Genomic DNA, 20,032 nt, shown 5'->3' with positions numbered 1-20,032 from the left:
TTGGTGCTTTGGTGCTTTGGTGCTGTGATGCTGTGATGCTGTGATGCTGTGATGCTGTGGTGTGAGGATGGGGTTCTGTGCTGAGTATTTTATCCGTAAAGATGGCTATATCTGAAGATGGACAACCAGAGTTAGTCTTATCGATTACTCTATTTAGGCTGAACAACCCTCAAGCGCCTTATTTTTGAGCGGTTAAATATAATTTATATTAAAGACGCGGCAAAAGACTTGCCATTGTCATCGGCAAAGGTATAATCCACACCACTTAGAAAAGCACAGGTTTTGGCTCAATATAAGTGTATGTTTGGTATGAAAGTATTGTGAAATAAATAGATAAAAATATTTAAGTTACATCGTTTTATATTAAGTTTTGCAAAGTTATTTAGCGTGATTAGATTACTTTACAAAGCTAATACAGCTGTTAAGTCTTTGCCTGAGTGATGAAATTGGTATACATGGGGGATTCAAAATCCCCTGTCGCAAGACGTGTCGGTTCGAGTCCGACCTCAGGTACCATTATTTGAAAGCCCTGTTCTTAATTGAACGGGGCTTTTTTTATAGCTGAAATTCAATCCTTTCCTATCTCCAGTATTGTCAGTAAACGTCAGTGCTGGCGCGGATTTCAATCAAATATCAGAGTCAATTTGTTATCTGCAATAAACCACTACACAGTTCGAATTTGGCCGCTGGTGTTCACTCCTTCTGATAAAAAAAGCCGATTTCACGTCGGTTTTTAGTGTCTAAAATTTGGAGAAAAGTGGATTTAGTGGGATTCGGCGATATCCATTTGTGTCATGGTTACGCCTTTGATTTGAGCATAAATTGCTTTACCTTGAGTGAGTTGCAGTTCATGACAAGCCCAAGGGGTAATGTTGGCCCAGAGTTCATCGCGGCCTAGCGCTATTTTTAATTGAACTTGTTCACCATTATCGCTGGGATATAACTCTTTAACCTCACCTTTTAATAAGTTACGGATACTCGACCCTCTTGGGATTTCTGTACAAACAGAAACATGGTTTGCCTGAATACGTACTTTGAGTTTTTTCTCTGTTGCAGCAAGATGGCCGCTAACCCACAGATGATTACCATCATCCATCACTAAACGTGTCATGGGATAATCGGGATGCCTATCAGCTACCTTAGCGCTGAGCAGTGAGCTTAACTCCTGCAATGGCACCCAAGGCCGCATTTGTTCGCTGTTCCACACGTCGCTGAGCGCGCCTTGAGCAATCACGTTTCCTTGGTGTAGCACCAGCATATAATCGGCCAGTTGCAAAATCTCATCAAGGCTGTGGCTAACGTACACAATTGGCAGTGCTAATTCCTGCGATAACGTTTGCAAGTAAGGCAGTAACTCGCGTTTGCGGGGTAAATCCAGTGAGGCTAAGGGTTCATCCATTAACAGCATATCGGGTGCTGTTAGCAGTGCACGGCCAATTGCGACGCGCTGTTTTTCACCGCCCGATAGTGTAATGGGGTAGCGGCTTAAAAGTTTTTCGATTCCAAGCAGCTGGACAATCTTATCAAATAACACTGGATTGGCTTGGCGTACGCCATAGTTGAGATTGCCCTTCACGCTGTAGTGCGGAAAAAGCCTAGCTTCTTGAAATACATAACCTATCTTGCGCTTCTCTGGTGGAAGATTGACTTTCCCTTGTTGATATAGCAATTTGTCGCCGAGGCGAATTTCACCCTTATCTGGCGTCGAAAGGCCACCGAGCAGGTTCACCAACGAGGTTTTACCCGCACCTGAACGTCCAAAAACGGCGGTAATTCCCTGTAAGGGTAATTGCGTGTCTACTTTTAGTTGTAATTGGCCAAGCTGTTTTTCAATATTAATGCTTAACATACACTTGCGGTCCTCTGTAGGGCTTTTTTAGTTAGCCATTGCGAGGCAAGTAAAGAGGCTAAGGCGATAACTATTGAAATAATGCACAAACGCATTGCTTCATACTCAGCGCCAGGGGTTTCAATAAAAGAGTACATTGCCAGTGGAATCGTGCGGGTTTCGCCGGGAATATTAGACACGAAAGTAATGGTAGAACCAAACTCTCCTAAGCTACGGGCAAAGGCGATAATCATGCCCGAAACAATCCCAGGAGACGTGAGCGGCAATGTAATGGTCAGAAATACTCGCCATCGACTACTGCCTAAAGTGCGGGCGGCTTGTTCAAGTCGAATATCAACCGTTTCAAAAGATTGGCGTATCGCTCTTACCATCAACGGGAAGGATACTATCGCTGCGGCTAATGCTGCGCCGCGCCAACTAAAGCTAAAGCTGATACCAAACCAGTCAAATAACCATTGGCCAATAAACCCTTTACGTCCCATGCTGATGAGCAACAGATAACCCACTACCACGGGTGGCAACACCAATGGTAGGTGGAGAATACTGTCGAAGATGGCTTTACCGGGAAACTCCACCCTAGCCAGTAACCAAGCGCATAAAATGCCCAGAGGTAAACTGGCAATAACGGCAATGGACGAAACCTTTAAACTAAGCAGCAGTGCGGCAATTTCATAGTCGCTTAAAAGAAATCTATTTAACACAAAGCCGCTTAACACAGAGCTATCTAAGAAAAAGTCACTCAGCACTTAGTTAACCCCAAAGCCATATTTTTCAAACACGTTTTTTGCGCTTGGGCCCTGTAAATATTCATTGAAAGCTTTAGCACTCGCCGTTGATTCTTGTTTGACTAAAGCAATAGGATATTCGATAGGGCTGTAGCTGGTGGCGGGAAAAGTCGCGACAATTTTAACTTTTTGGGTCACTTTAGCATCGGTTGCATACACTATACCAAATGGCGCTTCACCCTGTTCAACTAAAGCTAGTGCTGCACGGACGTTATTGGCGCGGGCGAGTAACGGTTCGGCTGTTTTCCACAGATTGAGGCTTTCTAATGCTTGTTTAGCATATTGGCCAGCAGGTACGTGGTCAGGATCGCCAACGGCCATACGATTGCCCTGTAATGCGGCTTTAATATCCCAATCACTATTGAGCGTGACTTCGGTGATTGAGCTATCTTTTTCAGCAATCAACACTAAAGTATTTTTCAATAAGGTTTTTCGGCTACTCACATCAACGGCTTTGGCTTCGATTAGATAATCCATCCACTTTTGATTAGCTGAAATAAACAAATCGGCAGGCGCACCATTAGTCACTTGTTTTGCTAGCGTTGACGAAGAAGCAAAGGAGAAGATCACCTTAGTCTTGTGCTCTTTTTCATATTGCTGACCAATTTCATTAAGCGCATTCGTGAGTGATGCTGCTGCAAAGACAGTGACTTGTTCGTTATCTGCTGCAAAACTTGGACTACAGGTTAGCGCCATACCGAATATAGTGGCAGTGGTAAAACGCAAAAACTGTTTCAGCTGAGTTGATTTCATTGTGTTGCTCCTTGATAAAAAGTTATCGTTGTATACCAATCTATATAGCGATGATTCAAGTCCTAAACACATAATTAGTGATCTATGTACGGTTTTGAGCGGATAAACTCTATAAAGAGGTAGAAATAACTCGGTTATCTTATTGGTATCGTATAGTCGATAGGGGACAATAGCGCTCAAATCAGACTCAGGTGCTGGATAAACTATGGATTTACAAGCATTACTTACGCTTTCCCTTGATGATAAAACCTTCGCCAATCCGCGGCGGATAAACTTGCTTGAACAGGTTGCTAATACGGGTTCGATTAGCCAAGGCGCAAAACTTGCGGGAATAAGCTACAAAGCTGCGTGGGACGCGATTAATGAAATGAACACCGTAATGCCAGAGCCGGTAGTAAACAGCGAGAAGGGCGGTAAAGGTGGCGGTGGCGCTAAGCTCACCGAATTTGGCAAACGTTTACTCAAGGTGTATTCGATCACTGCACAAGTACAAGCCATGGCCTTAGCGGCTTTACTCGATGAATCGGTCGATATGCATAGTCTATTAGATGTAATGGCGCATTTTTCCCTCAACACCAGCGCCCGTAATCAGCTCACTGGGCGTATTAATCGTATTGATTCATTGGGATTAAATGACAATATTAGCGTGATCTTAGCAGGTGGACAAGCTATCCAGATTTCAGTCACTCATGCGAGCCGTGAGCGCTTGCAGCTGATTATGGATAAGTCGGTGTTGTTATTATTTAAAGCGCCCGCTGTGATTGCGAGTAAAAATACCTGTCATGTTGATGGACAAAATTGCCTAAGTGGGCACTTGCTGAGCGTGACTGAACTTGGTAATAAAGCCGAATTAGCCATAGATATTGATAGTAAAGACATCATCTATTCAGTGATGCCACTCACTCAAACGCAAGATTTGGTCATCGGCGAACCCTGTTTTGCCTGTTTTGATGCTACACAGGTGATTGTCGCCAGCATGAATTAACCAAGTTAAGTGATTAATTCGGTTCATTATTGGGTTATTCACTGTGTACGGCCAGTGACTTGGCGTTATTGTTTTGCAATGGGAAGATATTCGATAGTTTCTTTCTTTTCATTTTATAGGGGGCGTAAAGATCGCCGTTTATTTTATGTCACGGCAGGGTTTATGACGACGCATTTAGCCGAGTGTATTGAGTCTGAATGAGTTGTTGTCGATATTAGCAAGCTAGTAATACGATTCAGAGATGCACATTATTTTAAGCGTGTGCTTGAGACCGATGGGGTAAATCCAGCTGAGGTTGGGTGATGGAACCTAGCTCGTTGAGGTAAATTGTTTACCATTTTATTTTTAGAATACCGTCACTTAGACAACACTCCCTGTTAAATTATTTATTCCGGCTCATTTCAATTAAGCGACTATAAGTGCGACGAAATTCAAAACTGAGTGCGCCGCCTTGGTAAAGCTCAATGAGTGCTACATCGCAGCTCAAATATAAGCGCACATCTTGATCGTATAACTCATCAATCAAACTGATAAAACGTCGCGCGGCATCGTCGTTGGCGGCGTAGGAGAGTTTACGCTCACCCGTGGTTGTGGCTTGGTTTGCACCCGTACCATCTTCAGTACCGCGAGCGCGGATCCAGCTTTTAAGTTCGCCGCCAAGTCTAGGGACACCGCTTATCATTAAAATGTTAAATCGGCTGGCTATTTCGATGTAATCGAGCTGGGATCGTGGGCCATCACACAGTGCATAAAAATCAAACCAGGCGATTGAGTCTATCTCTGTGTGATCTGTGGGGATATTGGTTGCGCGAATGACTGGAATTTCACGGTGACAGATAGTAATAGTCGTATTACATATATGTGGAGTATTGCGACTGAGCTGATTGAATATCTTGTCGAAATTGAGTGTTCCTGTAAGACCAATATTATGGGAGATAGATGCGATAGTATCTGGGCTAAGCTCAGTTTCTAAGCTGTATATTCTGTGATCTTGCTTGCCATCGAGATGCAGCATTTGAGTATGCGTTTGCAGCAACTCAATACAGGGTAAAAATCTGTGTCTGGCTAAGCCGTTTTCATATAAGCGCTCAATAGGGACGTTTGAAGTCGCGACCAATACAACACCTTGGTTGAACAAGCATTCAAATAATCCAGCGAGTATCATGGCATCGCCAATGTCTGAAACATAGAACTCATCGAAACACAGTACCTTACATTCTTTTGCCAGATCTTTGGCGATCAATGCCAACGGATCTCGCTGGCCTGAATGTTCGCGTAATGCTTGATGTATGCGTGCCATAAAACGATGAAAATGTAGTCTTATTTTTATTCCATCTGGTAAGCAATCAAAAAACAAATCCATTAAAAAAGTTTTACCTCGCCCTACATCACCCCAAAGATATAGCCCCTTAATAGGCTTGTGAACTGAATTGATGCTACGTACTGCATTTTGCTGTTGCATCAACTGGTTAAATAAATCATCAAGAGCGAGTATGGTCTGCTGCTGCGCAGGATCTTCAATCAGATCTAAGCTCACTTTGGCTTGATAAGCCTCAAGTGGCGTGACCGTTTGAGCGGTTAATTGCGGACTGTTAGCGCTTGAATTAGCCATGTTCAGATCTCGTTAGTGATTTTTAAGGCGTTAACTACAGTAAGCCAAGTGTAATTAATGAGATGGTTTTACGTAATGTCATTGGTTTATCCCCGAATAAACATTATAGCATTAACGTTTATTATTAGGCGCTTAATGGATGTTTCGCTGTGGTAGTCAGTGCTTTATCGGTTTATTGATGGGTCTTCGTTGAATAAATGGCCAAAGCTCGATGCCACTAAACTATGGTTCAACTATGGCTACACCGAGGTTATTAGTGCCGTTGTCACTTTGATACAGTTCGTTACCTAGCCATAAGCTATCCATATTTTATTAAAATCAGTTGAATAGCATTCAGTTTTTAAAAAGAACTGCTATGATGGCAGGGTTCTTTTTCTGGCATAAGTACAAGGCATGGTAAGCAGATCCCCGTTTGAATCTTTTCAGTGGAAAAGCGATATTTTTAATTGTGAAAGCACTGATATTGATAATTTTTATCTTTTGCTTGAGCAAGAAATGACCCGTTTGGGCATGGTTGAGAAGATATTAGGTGAAGTGGGTAAATACAATCTCAGCTTATATCAATCACCTGCGGCTAAGTCAGGCTTACCTTCTTTATTGATCAGTACAGGTTTTCACGGTGAAGAATCCGCTGGCCCTTGGGGCTTATTGCATTTTTTAAGTGAAGCTTCAGTAGACCTGTTTGAACGGGTAAATTTGAGTCTTTTACCCCTTGTTAATCCAACCGGATTCAGTCGTGGTCATCGATTTAATAAATACGGTGAAAATCCTAATCGTGGTTTTGTATTCGAGAATGGTAAACCTAAGGCTAACGAACATACATCGGTAGAAGGGAAACTGTTGTTAGAGCAGGCACAATTGCTCCTTGCTGCGAGTCGTGATGGTATTTTAACGTGTCATGAAGATGTGTTAAGTCGTGAAGCCTATGTCTATTCTTTTGAACCGAGTCAAGTTCCAGGTCGTTTTAGTCTTGATTTACGCGATACATTAGGCGGTTATTTTTCGATTGCTGCTGATGGCGAGATTGATGCCTGCCCAGTGAAAGATGGTTTGATTTTTAATCACTTTGATACCTCATTTGAAGCTTGTTTAGTGCGAAGTGGTGCTCGTGTTGGCGCGTGTACCGAAACGCCTGCGCTGCAAAACTTTGATCAACGGGTATTAGCAAACAGTGCTGCCATGACCCATTTTTTGGCTTTATGCGCACCATTATGTGATTGATGTTGTTATTTTATTAGGCGTTATAAACGCCTGAAAAATGATAAAAAAATACCCGCAATTAGCGGGTATTTTTTTAGGTAATATTAACCAGTAACTTATTGGTTAATTCGTAGTGGTACACCGGTACGCTCATCGAGCAGCTTCTTGATCACAGAAGAATCGGTGTCAGCTTTAGCGATAAACTTGGCGATATCTCTTGGTAATGAAATCGCGACAGGATCATTGGATTCAAATTCAGCCGCAGTGCGAGACAGTGGTTGGTGCACTGCTAAGTAACGCTTACCGTCAGGCTCTTCGGTTGCTTTAATCGGTTGGTTTACAAACTGTACGCGGGTGCCCACTGGTACCGTCTTGAATAAATGCTCGATATCTTCATGGCGTAAACGTACACAACCTTGGCTGACACGTAAACCGATACCGAAACTGGCGTTGGTACCATGAATTGCATATAAGTTGCCGATATACAGCGCATACAGACCCATAGGGTTATCTGGACCCGCTGGCCATACAGCAGGCAGAATTTCACCCTTAGCAGCATATTCTTTACGAATACGTGGCGTAGGTGTCCATGTTGGGTTAGCACGCTTACGTTGCACGCTAGTTACCCAGTTTTCAGGGGTATCCTTACCAATCTGACCAATACCAATTGGCAGCACTTCAACAGTCTTTTTGCCCTTTGGGTAATAGTAAAGACGCATTTCAGCCACGTTAATGATGATGCCTTCATGGGGCGCATTAGGCAGAATTAATTGTAATGGGATGAGCAGTTTGCTACCTGGCTTTGGTAGAAAGGGATCTACGCCTGGGTTAGCTTCGAGTAAATTACTAAGACCAAGCTGGTATTTGGCAGCAATATCTTCGAGGGTATGTTTACCCTCTGGAACCGTATAATACTGGTTCTCGCCAATTAACCTGCTTTGGGCGGCTGGTAAAGGGTATTCCGTTGCTAAAGCGGACAGACTCGGGACAACCAAAGTCAATAATAAAGCTGTGGTGCGAAGCATACTCATAAGCGGAGACTACGATTCCTGTTAATAAAAAAGCGTGTTTAACGCAGCTTTCTCTCATAAAACGAGAATGGCAAATTGACGAGCAAAATGCACTGGCGCGCGAAGCTCGCATCCTTCCTTATTTTGAGCATTATTTCAACTGAAATGTGTTCTATAAAGCGTATTTATTACTTAATGTGGTTTTTTACATTTTTTAACCACAGTATTGCACTCACATTTTCTATCCAGTTGATGATGATTTTTGAGTGTCAACAATCTGAGATTGCCAGAGGACTTGGGAGGGGCACTAGGAGAGTATTAATGCTGATGTGCAAATATGCACCGTTTTATAGGTTCAAGTTTTGTTCGAGACAAAATTACTAACCAAAGTGTGAGTTTATACAGGTTTGTAGCTTGATTACCGGTTAATAATTTTAGTTTATGTCGAATTGTTTTTTTTAACATATTGATATTTATTTATTTTAAATTTGATAAATTATGTGGCTGTATTCTGGTGCTTTTTAGGTTTAACTTTAGCATTTGTTTCAATGTTATTTAAAAGTTGTATTTTGGTATTGTCAGCGTAGATGATTGAATTTTAATATTTAACGCTCCATTAATTCATAATAATTATGCTAATATAAAATCATAAAATTGTAATTAGTATCATTTTTAACCTCGGTGAACCTTTATCGTTTAACTCTATAACCTGTATTTAAGGAGGCGTTTGTGGATGCAGATTCCGTCAACAATTTTTTTCTGATCGGCGCCTTACTTACTGCTGTAAGTGTTTTAGTGAGTCCTATGTCTTCCCGCTTGGGAATTCCTATTTTATTGATTTTCCTCGCCGTAGGTATTTTGGCGGGTGAAGATGGTCCTGGTGGGATCCTATTTGATGACTATTCGACGGCCTATTTAGTCAGTAACTTAGCCTTAGCCGTTATCTTACTCGACGGGGGGATGCGTACCCGAGTTGCCAGTTTTAGGGTCGCGTTGTGGCCGGCATTATCGTTGGCAACTTTTGGGGTGGCAATTACCACCAGTATTACTGGCATGATGGCCGCATGGTTGTTTGATTTGCATTGGTTGCAAGGTTTGCTGGTTGGTGCGATTGTAGGCTCAACCGATGCTGCAGCAGTATTTTCTTTGCTCAAAGGCCGCAGCCTTAACGAACGCGTTGGCGCAACCTTAGAAATCGAGTCCGGCAGTAACGATCCCATGGCGGTGTTTTTAACCGTCACTTTGATTGCAATCCTTGCCAATGTGGATACTGAGCTTTCCTTCAGTTTTATGTTTATGAGCTTTGTTAAACAATTTGGCTTAGGCATATGCTTTGGTCTTGGTGGTGGCTGGCTGTTGTGGAAGCTGGTTAATTTAAGCAAATTAGCCGATGGCTTGTATGCCATTTTGGTGTTGAGTGGTGGACTCATCATTTACGCCGCGTCTAACAAACTCGGTGGCAGCGGTATTTTATCCATTTACTTAGTGGGATTGTTGCTCGGTAATAAACCCACCCGTGGGCGGCATGCAATTTTGAACGTGCTTGATGGCATGACATGGATCAGCCAAATCGGTATGTTCCTTGTGTTAGGGTTATTACTTACTCCCTCCGATTTAGTCGATATTATTATCCCTGGTTTTGCCTTGGCATTCGGGATGATTTTATTTGCTCGTCCCATCGCTGTTTGGGTGAGTTTGTTGCCCTTTAAAAGTTTTAGTAGTCGTGATCGCTGGTTTATCTCTTGGGTCGGATTACGTGGTGCGGTACCTATCATCCTAGCGGTATTCCCGATGATGGCAGGTTTACCGGGCGCTCAACTGTATTTTAATTTGGCTTTCTTCGTAGTGTTAGTGTCATTACTCGTCCAAGGTGCCTCTTTGACCTTTGCCGCGCGCTTAGCAAAGGTGGAACTGCCCCCAAAGCCTTTACCTGTTTCGCGTTCAGGGGTTGAGATATACCCGAGCAGCGAATGGGAAGTGTTTGTGTATCGTTTGAGTGATAGTAAGTGGTGTATTGGTGAGCCTTTAAAACGCTTGGCCATGCCTGATGGAACGCGGATTGCCGCAGTATTTAGAAACAACACCTTACTGCATCCATCTGGTAGTACTTGTTTAGAGGCCGGTGACATACTCTGTGTATTAGGGCAAGAACGTAGTTTAGAAGCTTTAAGCCAGCTCTTTAGCCAAGCGCCAGAGACAAAAGACGTACAGCGCTTCTTTGGTGATTTCTTTATTGAAACCGATGTAAAACTAGCCGATTTAGCACCCATTTATGGCCTTAGCTTAGATAATGTCACTGATGATATGACTATCGCAGACTTAGTCACATCGCAACTGAGCGCAAACCCTGTGCTGGGAGATAAATTTCAATGGCAGTCATTGCATTGGGTCGTGGCGGGTATTAATGAAGGTAAAGTGACAAACGTAGGTATTCGTTTACCCACGGAGAATGCATCCTAAATACTTTGGATTCATTTTACGGTTATGCTTCTACAAAAATGCCAGCGTATTTGCTGGCATTTTTATGTTAAAACGGACTTATATTAAAACTGATAGCGCTACTGATACACAGATTTATCAGTGGGATCGGGGCGAGTCTTAAAACGACGATGTAACCACATATATTGGGCACGATTTTTATCTATGATGGTTTCGATAATTTTATTACCGCGAATCGCATCATCTAGCTCATTTTCACCAGGGAAATTATCTAACGGCGGCATGACTTCAATACGATAGCCCTCATCACCTGCGGTACGTTCAACGAAAAAAGGTAATACTTTGGCTTTACCAAGTTTAGCTAAGGTGGTGGCGCCTGTAATCGTTGCTGCATCTGGCATCGCATAAAACGGGATGAATACGGCGCTCGAGCGGCCAAAGTCCTGATCGGCTGTGTACCATATTACATCGGGATTACGTAGACAGCGCACCATTTGGCGTAAATCGCGTTTAGAGACTAAGCCTTTATTCGAGCGTAAACGGCCTTTAACTTGTAGGTATTCCATCACGGGATTATTATGCGGGCGATAAACGCCTACGCCAGGTTGAAATTGACCAAAGATACGTGCGCCCATTTCCAATGGCAAACAATGTACAGCAAAAAGAATCACGCCGTGACCAGCATTGAGTGTGTCTTGCACGTGTTCTTGACCGGTAATGCTCATATGCTGTTGTACTTTTTCGTCGGACCACCACCAAGCATTGATGGTATCGAAAATAGCTTTGCCGGTTTCTTCAAAATTACGTATCAGCAACTCTTCTCGCTGCGCGGGAGTCATCTCTGGGAAGCAAAGGGTCAAGTTACGGCGCGCAGTGTGCGTGCGGCTACCCGCAAACTTCATCACTAAACGGCCTAAACCTTTACCCAATTTCATCTGCCAAGATAGCGGAAGTAGTTGAGTTAAACGCATCAAAAATACGCCAAACCACATAGGCCAATGTTTAGGATGATATAACGAAGATGAAAACTCGGCTTTCTCGACCACAAAATACTCACTACTTTTGAAAATTACTGCTCATTCTAACTCAAATCCTACTGAAATTAGGTACAATCACGGTTTAATTTCTGCATATGAAGATAAGGCCACTATGAAGGTTTCACTGCCAGCATTTGAAAAAGCCAGAGTGTTAGTCGTCGGCGATGTGATGTTAGACCGCTATTGGGTTGGTCCTACGGCACGTATTTCCCCTGAAGCCCCTGTGCCTGTGGTGAAAATTAATCAGGTCGAAGACCGACCCGGTGGTGCAGCAAACGTGGCGCTCAATATTGCAACCTTAGGAGGGCAAGTACAGCTTGCAGGGCTAGTTGGTCAAGACGATACCGCCACAGCCTTAACGCTCGGCGTGCAAACCTTAGGGGTTGAGCCTCAGTGGTTAACTATTGCCGATAAGCCCACCATTACAAAGCTGCGGGTATTATCACGCAATCAGCAGTTAATCCGTCTGGATTTTGAAGAAGCCTTCGACAAGGCCGATAGTGTGCGTTTGCTTAAGCAATCTGAAGCCTTACTCGATTCAGTCGATGTGGTGGTGTTATCTGATTATGCTAAGGGTGCTATCAATGAGCCGCGGGACTTTATTGCCTTAGCACGCGCTAAAGGAGTGATGGTATTAGTTGACCCTAAGGGCAGTGACTTTGGCCGTTATCATGGTGCATCCTTAATTACCCCAAATATGAGCGAGTTTGAAGACGTTGTGGGGACTGTGACCTCAGAGGCCGATTTGCTCGAAAAAGCCCGTGGTTTACTCAAACTCCATAACTTTGATGCCATTTTAGTTACCCGCTCAGAAAAGGGTATGACTTTAGTCACCGCCAATGCGCCTGAATTACATATTCCCACCGTTGCCCGTGAAGTCTATGACGTGACTGGCGCGGGCGATACTGTGATTTCAGCGCTGGCGACTTCATTGGCTGCAGGTGCAGATTTACCGCAAGCCTGCGCTATCGCCAATACGGCGGCGGGTGTGGTGGTGGGTAAACTGGGCACTTCTACCGTGAGCCGCATTGAACTAATTAGTGCGTTAGCTGTGCATCAAGGCAAATCAGGTTTTGGCGTGGTGAGTGAAGATCAATTAGCTTACGCCCTTGAGCAAGCTAAATTACGTGGTGAGCGTGTGGTCATGACTAACGGTTGTTTTGATATTTTGCATGCGGGACATGTGAGTTATCTCAAGCAAGCTAAAGCCTTGGGCGATCGCTTAATTGTGGCGGTAAACGACGATGCTTCGGTTAAGCGTCTCAAAGGAGAAGGTCGTCCAGTTAATCAAATAGATCGCCGTATGGCGGTGTTAGCCGGTTTAGCTTCGGTCGATTGGGTTGTACCTTTTAGTGAAGATACGCCGCAGCGCATTATTGCTCGATTATTGCCAAACCTGCTGGTTAAAGGGGGCGATTATAAGCTTGAAGATATTGCGGGTGGCGCTGAAGTGATTGCCGCCGGTGGTCAAGTGCAAGTGCTGGGTTTTGAAGATGGTATTTCAACGACAGCAATTATTCAAAATATCATGGCGAATCAGTGAGTCTGATTGCTCTAGTCTTTGCAGCGAGTTTGTCTTGGACACCTATTGCCGATAAGCAGGCGTTAATTTGCCCGTTACCTCAACTTGGCACTTGCTTGGCATTATTGCCTCAGCAAGTGCTGGTGCAGCTTCCCTTGACGCAGCAGCAATTTACGCAGGCTTTAGGGCAAAGAAGCGCAATGGTGATGCCGGTTGACGATAGTAAAATAGCCGGGCTAATTTTAGTCAATGAGCAGCAAACACCAGCGGTTCAGTTAGCCAGTATCGATAGCGTGACCTACCAATTTCCTTTGCATCAACAAGCACAATTAACCCTATGGCATGAGCTCGGTCACCTAGAAAACTTAGCTCTGCAAGGCACTGTTTTACCTACTCAATTGAGTGCGTATCAGCATGAATGGCTTGCCGATATCTACTTAATTTGGCGTGTTGCGCGTCAACAAGGTGATTTTTCCTTAGCATGGCAGCAATATCACCGACGTAACCTTGATGCGCTAACAAGTCAGAAATACTTGTCACATTGGAGTGCTCCTATGATGATACAAGTGTTTCATCGTTATAATGCGGGACAAGTAGCTAAATTTACTGATTATGCAGGTTTTTTGATAGACTTTTACCCAGATGCTGAACAGCTTGATCCAAGACTATTGGGTGAGTATTCGAGTTTACTGCAGCGTACTTTCGGAGCAAGTGTACTACAACCGCTGCCTCGCTATCTTTTCTGGCGCAAAGCCGCTTTAGGGCAATATCTAAAACCGACCTTAACTTTGTTAATGGGCGATGTTGAAGCACAAGACTGGTTGGTACAAAACTCTATGTTGTAAACGTGTTAATTATTATGGTGTTATTACCTGTTTAAGTCTGAACCTTAGCTGAACGAAGGTTAAATACGCTAGTTTTGGCGAAGCTCGTAGCAGTAATCCCTAGGTGGCTTTGGTAAGATTTGCCCTTAAAATAAGAGGGGAGATCTTACTATGGCTAAACGCTCGCGAGTACAAACTGAGCTGACCATTAATCAAATTATGGATGAAGCATTAAAGCAGATTTTGACTATCGGTTTTGAGACCATGTCCTATACCACGTTGTCAGAAGCAACCGGTATTAGCCGCACTGGTATTAGTCATCATTTTCCACGAAAAACTGACTTCTTAGTGCGTTTAGATGGCCGAATTGGCAATCTATTTGTTGAAGTATTAGACTTTTCTAACCAAGAAACATTAGAAACATCTTGGATGCAGGCCATGCAAGAAGAGCACTATCGCGCTGTATTGAGGCTGTTTTTTAGCCTTTGTGGCGGTGCTAATAATGAAATCACCCTCTTTAGAGCGGTAAGTAATGCGCGTCAACAAGCAATTGCTGAACTAGGTTTAGTTGGGGATAGTACGATTAATCATTTATTAGGTCGCAGTGCTGTCATGTTGTTGTCTAATTTCGATTTAGAAAAAGCGGCATAATTAGCCTAAAAAATTATTAAAATTAAGGGAGCCTATGGCTCCCTTAATGCTATTTAACGATGAGTCTATTACGCACCGATACTAGACGCTGTTAAAATCACAGCGCTTTTAAAATCGCTTCGACACTAGCCTTCGCATCCCCAAATAACATTTGGGTATTCTCTTTAAAGAACAGTGGATTTTGCACGCCAGCATAACCGGTATTCATTGACCGTTTAAAACCGATGACATTTTGTGCTTTCCACACTTCTAACACTGGCATACCGGCAATAGGGCTACCAGGGTCTTCCATTGCCGCGGGGTTAACCGTGTCGTTGGCACCAATTACTAGTACTACGTCAGTGTCGTTAAAGTCTTCGTTGATTTCGTCCATTTCAAGCACGATATCGTAGGGGACTTTCGCTTCTGCTAACAGTACGTTCATGTGGCCGGGTAAACGGCCCGCAACTGGGTGGATGCCGAAACGGACTTTCACGCCAAGATCGCGCAGTCTTTTGGTGATTTCAGCAACAGGATATTGCGCCTGTGCTACTGCCATTCCGTAACCTGGGGTGATGATGACAGAGGTGGCATTTTTCAGCATATCAGCCACTTCTTCAGCGTTGGTTTCACGGTATTCGCCCATTTCTTCATCGCCTGTAGAGACAGCTCCATCGGTACCAAAGCCGCCTGCGATAACTGAAATAAACGAGCGATTCATTGCTTTACACATGATGTAAGACAGAATTGCACCCGATGAACCTACTAATGCGCCGACCACAATCAAGAGGTCGTTTGACAACATAAAGCCCGCTGCTGCTGCTGCCCAACCTGAGTAGGAGTTCAACATAGACACCACCACTGGCATATCAGCGCCGCCAATCGATGCGACTAAATGCCAGCCAAAGGCAAAGGCAATGAGGGTCATCAACAGTAGTGCAGGCATAGTGCCGCCAGTCTGAACGAAATACACCATCAGGGCTAAAGACACTAAAACCGCCACTAAATTGAGTTTGTGGCGATGTGGCAACATCATAGGTTTAGATGAAAATGTGCCGCGTAACTTACCAAAGGCGACAATCGAACCGGTAAAAGTGACCGCACCGATGAAGATACCGAGGAATACTTCGACTAAGTGGATATTAAGCATCGCGCCAGTCAGATGTGCTTTGCTGGCAGCTTTAGCGACTTCACTTAGGGCATCATGTACTGCCGCAAGAGTGGTATTAATATCGCCACCTACTGCCACCACCACTTGTGATACTTCTTGTGGGTGTAAATCGATAAAGCTATTAAAGCCGACCAATACCGCGGCCATACCCACAAAACTGTGTAATATAGCAACCAATTCAGGCATTTGAGTCATTTCGACTTTCAATGCCAAGCGGATACCAATCGCACCACCAATCACCATGGCGATTAAGATCCATGCAATACCGTTAGTATCAGGGTTAAAAATAGTCGCCAGTAGGGCGATTGCCATACCGAGGATCCCGAATAAATTGCCGTGTTTTGCCGTCTCTTGCTTCGACAGTCCCGCGAGACTGAAGATGAAGAGAATGGCGGCAATAATGTAAGCTGCTGTAACCAGTCCTTGAGACACGTTAAACCCCCTTTAATCTTTACGGAACATCTTCAGCATGCGCTGAGTGACGGTAAAACCGCCAAAGATGTTAATACTGGCGATCAGCACGGCGATAAATGCCAGTACAGTAACCAACGTTGAACCCTGACCAATTTGTAGCAGAGCGCCGACCACGATAATGCCTGAGATCGCGTTCGTTACCGACATCAAAGGTGTGTGCAGCGAATGTGAAACGTTCCAAACGACGTAATAGCCAACCACGCAAGACAGTATAAATACCGTGAAGTGTGACAAGAACTCTGCCGGTGCAACTGATGCCACAGCAGCAAATCCTGCAATACCTAAAGCGGCGAGCACGTATTTCAGTTTTGATGGCGCTTTGGGCGTGGTGTTTTTAGGCTCGATTTTCACAGCCGGTTTTACTGGGGCTGCTGAAACCGAAATCGGTGGTGGCGGGAAAGTCACTTCACCTTCTTTAATCACTGTCATATTACGCATGACTACATCATCAAAATTGATGTGGGCATTACCGTCTTTCTCTTTACACATTAACTTCATCAAATTGACTAAGTTAGTACCGTAAAGTTGTGACGATTGCGCGGGTAAACGGCCCGGTAGATCGGTATAACCAATCACTTTTACGCCATTAGGAGTGACAAATAACTCGCCTGATTGAGTGTATTCACAGTTACCGCCAGTCGCGGCTGCTAAATCAACGATCACAGAGCCGCTCTTCATGGTATCAACCATAGCTTTAGTGATGAGCTTAGGCGCAGGACGACCCGGAATTAGCGCGGTAGTGATGATGATATCGACTTCTTTGGCTTGTTCAGCAAACAGCGCCATTTCAGCGGCGATAAATTCATCCGACATGGTTTTAGCATAACCATCGGATGAGCCACCGTCTTCGTTACCAAAGTCCAGCTTAAGGAACTGGCCGCCCATAGATTCGATTTGTTCAGCAACTTCTAAACGGGTATCAAAGGCGCGTACTATGGCGCCAAGTGAGCCCGCGGTGCCAATAGCGGCAAGACCTGCAACCCCAGCACCAATCACTAATACTTTAGCGGGAGGGACCTTACCTGCAGCGGTAATTTGTCCGGTAAAGAAACGACCAAATTGATGTGCCGCTTCAACCACGGCGCGATAACCGCCAATGTTAGCCATAGAGGAAAGAGCATCGAGTGACTGAGCGCGGGAGATGCGTGGCACCATATCCATCGCCATCACGTTGATATTGCGTTTAGACAATTTTTCAACTAGCTCAGGGTTTTGTGCTGGCCAAATAAAGCTGACGACAGTTGCCCCGTCTTTGATTTGCTCGATTTCAGCATCGTTTGGCGCATTGACCTTAAAAATGAGGTCGGCTTGCCAGACATCCGTCGTGATATTTGCTCCTGCAGCGGTAAAGGCTGCATCGTCAAAGCTAGACAGTTGACCGGCATTCGATTCAACCATCACTTCAAAGCCGAGTTTTTTTAGCTGCTCAACGGTGGCTGGCGTCGCGGCGACCCGAGTTTCACCGGCGAGACTTTCTCTCGGTATTCCAATCTGCATGATTACTCCCTGATGATTTATATAATCGTTCCGCCTGAGTACTGTTTATTACGCTTGAGCTACAAAGGTCGTTATTAGTGTCCACTCATTTATTTTATTGCGGCAAGTTATCACACTCAATATCAAGTATGAAACGTGCGTTTTAGAAACACACTTTTCTTTGAACAACAGAGGTGACAGTACGACAGGCTCGTTACCATTGTGGCAAGACTTTAATTTGGCACAAGTGCATATTGCATAAGCATGTCGTTTCAGCACTGGTCGGATCAAAAACTTTTAACCAGTGCACACTTTTGTAGCTTAATTTTTGCACTTTGTATATTCCAAAAAGGAATTAAAAATCTTATTTTATTCTTTTTTGGTTTTGTTAAAGCAAGATAAGCTAGTGGATATCACATTGTCACAGGGCTATCTCATGTTGTTAAAGGAACTTTCATCGCTGGCTTCGCCTTTGTCTCAAGGACAAATCGAAAAGCTAAAACAGCTCACTGCAGAGTTAAATGCGGTACAACTGGCTTGGGTTAGTGGCTATCTTGCCGCGACGGCTAACGCCGGACAATTGACTCCCGCTGTTGATACTCAAGCGGCTCAGATGCTAACTATTCTTTATGGTAGTCAAACGGGTAATGGCCATGGTGTTGCTAAAGCCCTTGCCGATAAGGCGCAAGCTCAGGGGTATGCGGTTAATCTTGCTTCGATGGGCGAATATAATGTACGCCAACTGAAACAAGAAACTGTGCTCTTGCTGGTGGTAAGTACCCACGGTGAAGGTGAGGCTCCAGATGATGCAATCGAATTACATAAATTTTTAGCTTCCAAACGTGCGCCTAAGTTAGACAATCTGCATTACTCAGTGCTTGCGCTCGGGGATTCTAGCTATGAGTTTTTCTGCCAAACTGGTAAAGACTTTGATGCTCGCCTCGCGGCTCTTGGTGCTAAGTCATTATTGCCCTTGATTGAATGTGACGTAGATTATGAAACCGCTGCAAGCCAATGGCATGCCGAGGTTTTGAACAGTGTAAAACCGTTAATTCAGGTATCTTCGGCCAATGTGGTATCAATTGGTGCTGTTAAGACAACGCAAGTAAATGAGTTTACAAAACAAAATCCATATCTTGCTGAAGTACTCGTTAGTCAAAAAATTACGGGTAATGGTTCAGATCGCGATGTACGCCATGTTGAAATAGATCTTGGTGAATCGGGCTTAACCTACCAAGTGGGTGATGCTTTAGGGGTATGGTTTAGCAATAACGAAGTATTAGTGGATGAGGTTTTAGCGGCGTTGTCACTTGCGGCTGACGAGATAGTTACGCTTGGATCGCAATCCTTGACCCTCAAGCAAGCTTTGCTCAATAACAAAGAGCTGACTCAGTTATATCCTGGATTAGTCAAAGCTTGGGCTGATCTCAGTGGCAATGTTGAACTATTAGCCTTGAGTGAGGATAAAGAGCAAGTGCGCCATTTTATTCTCAAACATCAATTTGCTGATTTAGTCGCCCAATACCCATTAGTCAATGGCGCAAATACGTTAAGCGCAATAAAGCTAATTGAGTTACTGCGTCCATTAACTCCACGCCTTTACTCTATCGCTTCAAGTCAAAGTGAAGTCGAAACCGAAGTGCATTTAACCGTTGCCTTAGTGGAAGATGAGCGCCATGGCGCGGCGCGTTTTGGCGGCGCATCACATTTCTTAGCCTCTGCTGCTGAAGGCACACAAGTTAAGGTTTATGTTGAGCCGAATAAGCATTTCCGTTTACCCGAAAATCCAGCAACGCCCGTGATCATGGTGGGCCCTGGTACGGGTGTAGCGCCATTTCGTGCTTTTATGCAAGAACGTGTTGCCCAAGGTGTTCAAGCTGATAGCTGGTTATTCTTCGGTAATCCCCATTTTGAGCAAGATTTTTTGTATCAAACTGAGTGGCAACAGTATCTTAAAAATGGCGATTTAAGTCGTATTGACGTGGCGTTTTCACGTGACCAAGCCCATAAAATATATGTACAACACCGCATTAAAGAGCAGGCAAAAACGCTGTGGCAATGGCTTGAAAATGGAGCACATCTGTACATTTGTGGTGATGCTGAGCGGATGGCAAAAGATGTTCATCAAGCCTTAATTGAAGTCGCAATTGAAGTGGGTGGATTAGATATAGGGGCCGCAGAAGCCTACTTTGACACACTACGCAGCGACAAACGCTACCAAAAAGACGTGTATTAATTGCAGCCTAGAACGCACATAAAAAACGC

General features: G+C 44.2%; 15 protein-coding genes and 1 tRNA gene. 8 read left to right on the top strand and 8 right to left on the bottom strand.

The features are described from left to right. The first annotated feature begins 431 nt into the window (after positions 1-431). Positions 432-516: transfer RNA gene (locus BW947_RS15605), tRNA-Leu, on the top strand. A gap of 247 nt (positions 517-763) precedes the next feature. On the opposite strand, the gene modC is transcribed toward BW947_RS15605, so the two are convergent. The 3 genes from modC to modA are packed head-to-tail and all read right to left on the bottom strand — an operon-like array spanning position 764 to position 3,387. Further along, entirely contained in the window at positions 764-1,849 is a 1,086-nt protein-coding gene (gene modC / locus BW947_RS15600) for a molybdenum ABC transporter ATP-binding protein ModC (protein WP_076501229.1), read from the bottom strand. After that, on the bottom strand, positions 1,843-2,550 hold the full coding sequence (modB, locus tag BW947_RS15595; RefSeq protein ID WP_373316182.1) for a molybdate ABC transporter permease subunit: 708 nt from the start codon (positions 2,548-2,550) through the stop codon (positions 1,843-1,845). Before modB ends, modC begins: the two co-directional genes overlap by 7 nt. Before the next feature lie 45 nt (positions 2,551-2,595). Next, positions 2,596-3,387 (bottom strand): molybdate ABC transporter substrate-binding protein, encoded by a 792-nt coding sequence (gene modA, locus BW947_RS15590; protein WP_076501227.1) that lies wholly within the window; start codon positions 3,385-3,387, stop codon positions 2,596-2,598. Between the two features lie 205 nt (positions 3,388-3,592). Here modA and BW947_RS15585 point away from each other — a divergent pair, with 205 nt between their 5' ends. After that, entirely contained in the window at positions 3,593-4,372 is a 780-nt protein-coding gene (locus BW947_RS15585; protein WP_076501224.1) for a TOBE domain-containing protein, read from the top strand. A gap of 382 nt (positions 4,373-4,754) precedes the next feature. On the opposite strand, the gene zapE is transcribed toward BW947_RS15585, so the two are convergent. Beyond that, the gene (gene zapE, locus BW947_RS15580) at positions 4,755-5,984 is read right to left on the bottom strand and encodes a cell division protein ZapE (protein ID WP_076501214.1); all 1,230 of its coding nucleotides are present in this window, start codon (positions 5,982-5,984) and stop codon (positions 4,755-4,757) included. A gap of 393 nt (positions 5,985-6,377) precedes the next feature. On the opposite strand from zapE, the gene BW947_RS15575 reads away from it, so the two are divergent. Further along, entirely contained in the window at positions 6,378-7,205 is an 828-nt protein-coding gene (locus tag BW947_RS15575) for an N-acetyl-ornithine deacetylase (protein WP_076501211.1), read from the top strand. Between the two features lie 95 nt (positions 7,206-7,300). On the opposite strand, the gene BW947_RS15570 is transcribed toward BW947_RS15575, so the two are convergent. Then, entirely contained in the window at positions 7,301-8,215 is a 915-nt protein-coding gene (locus BW947_RS15570) for a L,D-transpeptidase family protein (RefSeq protein ID WP_076501209.1), read from the bottom strand. A 708-nt stretch (positions 8,216-8,923) separates the two neighbouring features. Between BW947_RS15570 and BW947_RS15565 the strand changes: the two genes are divergently transcribed. Beyond that, a complete protein-coding gene (locus tag BW947_RS15565) occupies positions 8,924-10,654 on the top strand; it encodes a potassium/proton antiporter (protein ID WP_076501206.1) in 1,731 nt (576 codons plus the stop codon). A 98-nt stretch (positions 10,655-10,752) separates the two neighbouring features. On the opposite strand, the gene BW947_RS15560 is transcribed toward BW947_RS15565, so the two are convergent. Beyond that, positions 10,753-11,679 carry an LpxL/LpxP family Kdo(2)-lipid IV(A) lauroyl/palmitoleoyl acyltransferase gene (locus BW947_RS15560; protein WP_076501204.1) on the bottom strand — a complete coding sequence of 309 codons (927 nt, stop codon included), beginning with the start codon at positions 11,677-11,679 and terminating at the stop codon, positions 10,753-10,755. Between the two features lie 103 nt (positions 11,680-11,782). Here BW947_RS15560 and hldE point away from each other — a divergent pair, with 103 nt between their 5' ends. The 3 genes from hldE (at position 11,783) to BW947_RS15545 (ending at position 14,667) form a co-directional block, all read left to right on the top strand. Further along, positions 11,783-13,213, top strand: a complete 1,431-nt coding sequence (hldE, locus tag BW947_RS15555; RefSeq protein WP_076501201.1) for a bifunctional D-glycero-beta-D-manno-heptose-7-phosphate kinase/D-glycero-beta-D-manno-heptose 1-phosphate adenylyltransferase HldE — start codon at positions 11,783-11,785, stop codon at positions 13,211-13,213. Continuing rightward, complete coding sequence (locus BW947_RS15550; protein WP_076501198.1) at positions 13,210-14,037, top strand: hypothetical protein; 828 nt, start codon at positions 13,210-13,212, stop codon at positions 14,035-14,037. The genes hldE and BW947_RS15550 overlap by 4 nt, the downstream gene beginning before the upstream one ends. 150 nt (positions 14,038-14,187) lie before the next feature. Next, entirely contained in the window at positions 14,188-14,667 is a 480-nt protein-coding gene (locus BW947_RS15545) for a TetR family transcriptional regulator (protein ID WP_076501195.1), read from the top strand. Between the two features lie 97 nt (positions 14,668-14,764). On the opposite strand, the gene pntB is transcribed toward BW947_RS15545, so the two are convergent. Then, positions 14,765-16,249 (bottom strand): Re/Si-specific NAD(P)(+) transhydrogenase subunit beta, encoded by a 1,485-nt coding sequence (gene pntB, locus BW947_RS15540; RefSeq protein ID WP_076501192.1) that lies wholly within the window; start codon positions 16,247-16,249, stop codon positions 14,765-14,767. 12 nt (positions 16,250-16,261) lie between these two features. Then, positions 16,262-17,788 carry a Re/Si-specific NAD(P)(+) transhydrogenase subunit alpha gene (locus BW947_RS15535; RefSeq protein WP_076501190.1) on the bottom strand — a complete coding sequence of 509 codons (1,527 nt, stop codon included), beginning with the start codon at positions 17,786-17,788 and terminating at the stop codon, positions 16,262-16,264. A gap of 415 nt (positions 17,789-18,203) precedes the next feature. On the opposite strand from BW947_RS15535, the gene BW947_RS15530 reads away from it, so the two are divergent. Then, positions 18,204-20,003 carry an assimilatory sulfite reductase (NADPH) flavoprotein subunit gene (locus BW947_RS15530; RefSeq protein ID WP_076501311.1) on the top strand — a complete coding sequence of 600 codons (1,800 nt, stop codon included), beginning with the start codon at positions 18,204-18,206 and terminating at the stop codon, positions 20,001-20,003. Positions 20,004-20,032 lie beyond the last annotated feature (29 nt).

The sequence above is a fragment of the Shewanella morhuae genome, from assembly GCF_900156405.1.
Classification (GTDB): Bacteria; Pseudomonadota; Gammaproteobacteria; order Enterobacterales; family Shewanellaceae; genus Shewanella; species Shewanella morhuae.
The sequence above is the reverse complement of the archived record's forward strand: the minus strand, read 5'-3'. Positions and strand labels throughout refer to the sequence as shown.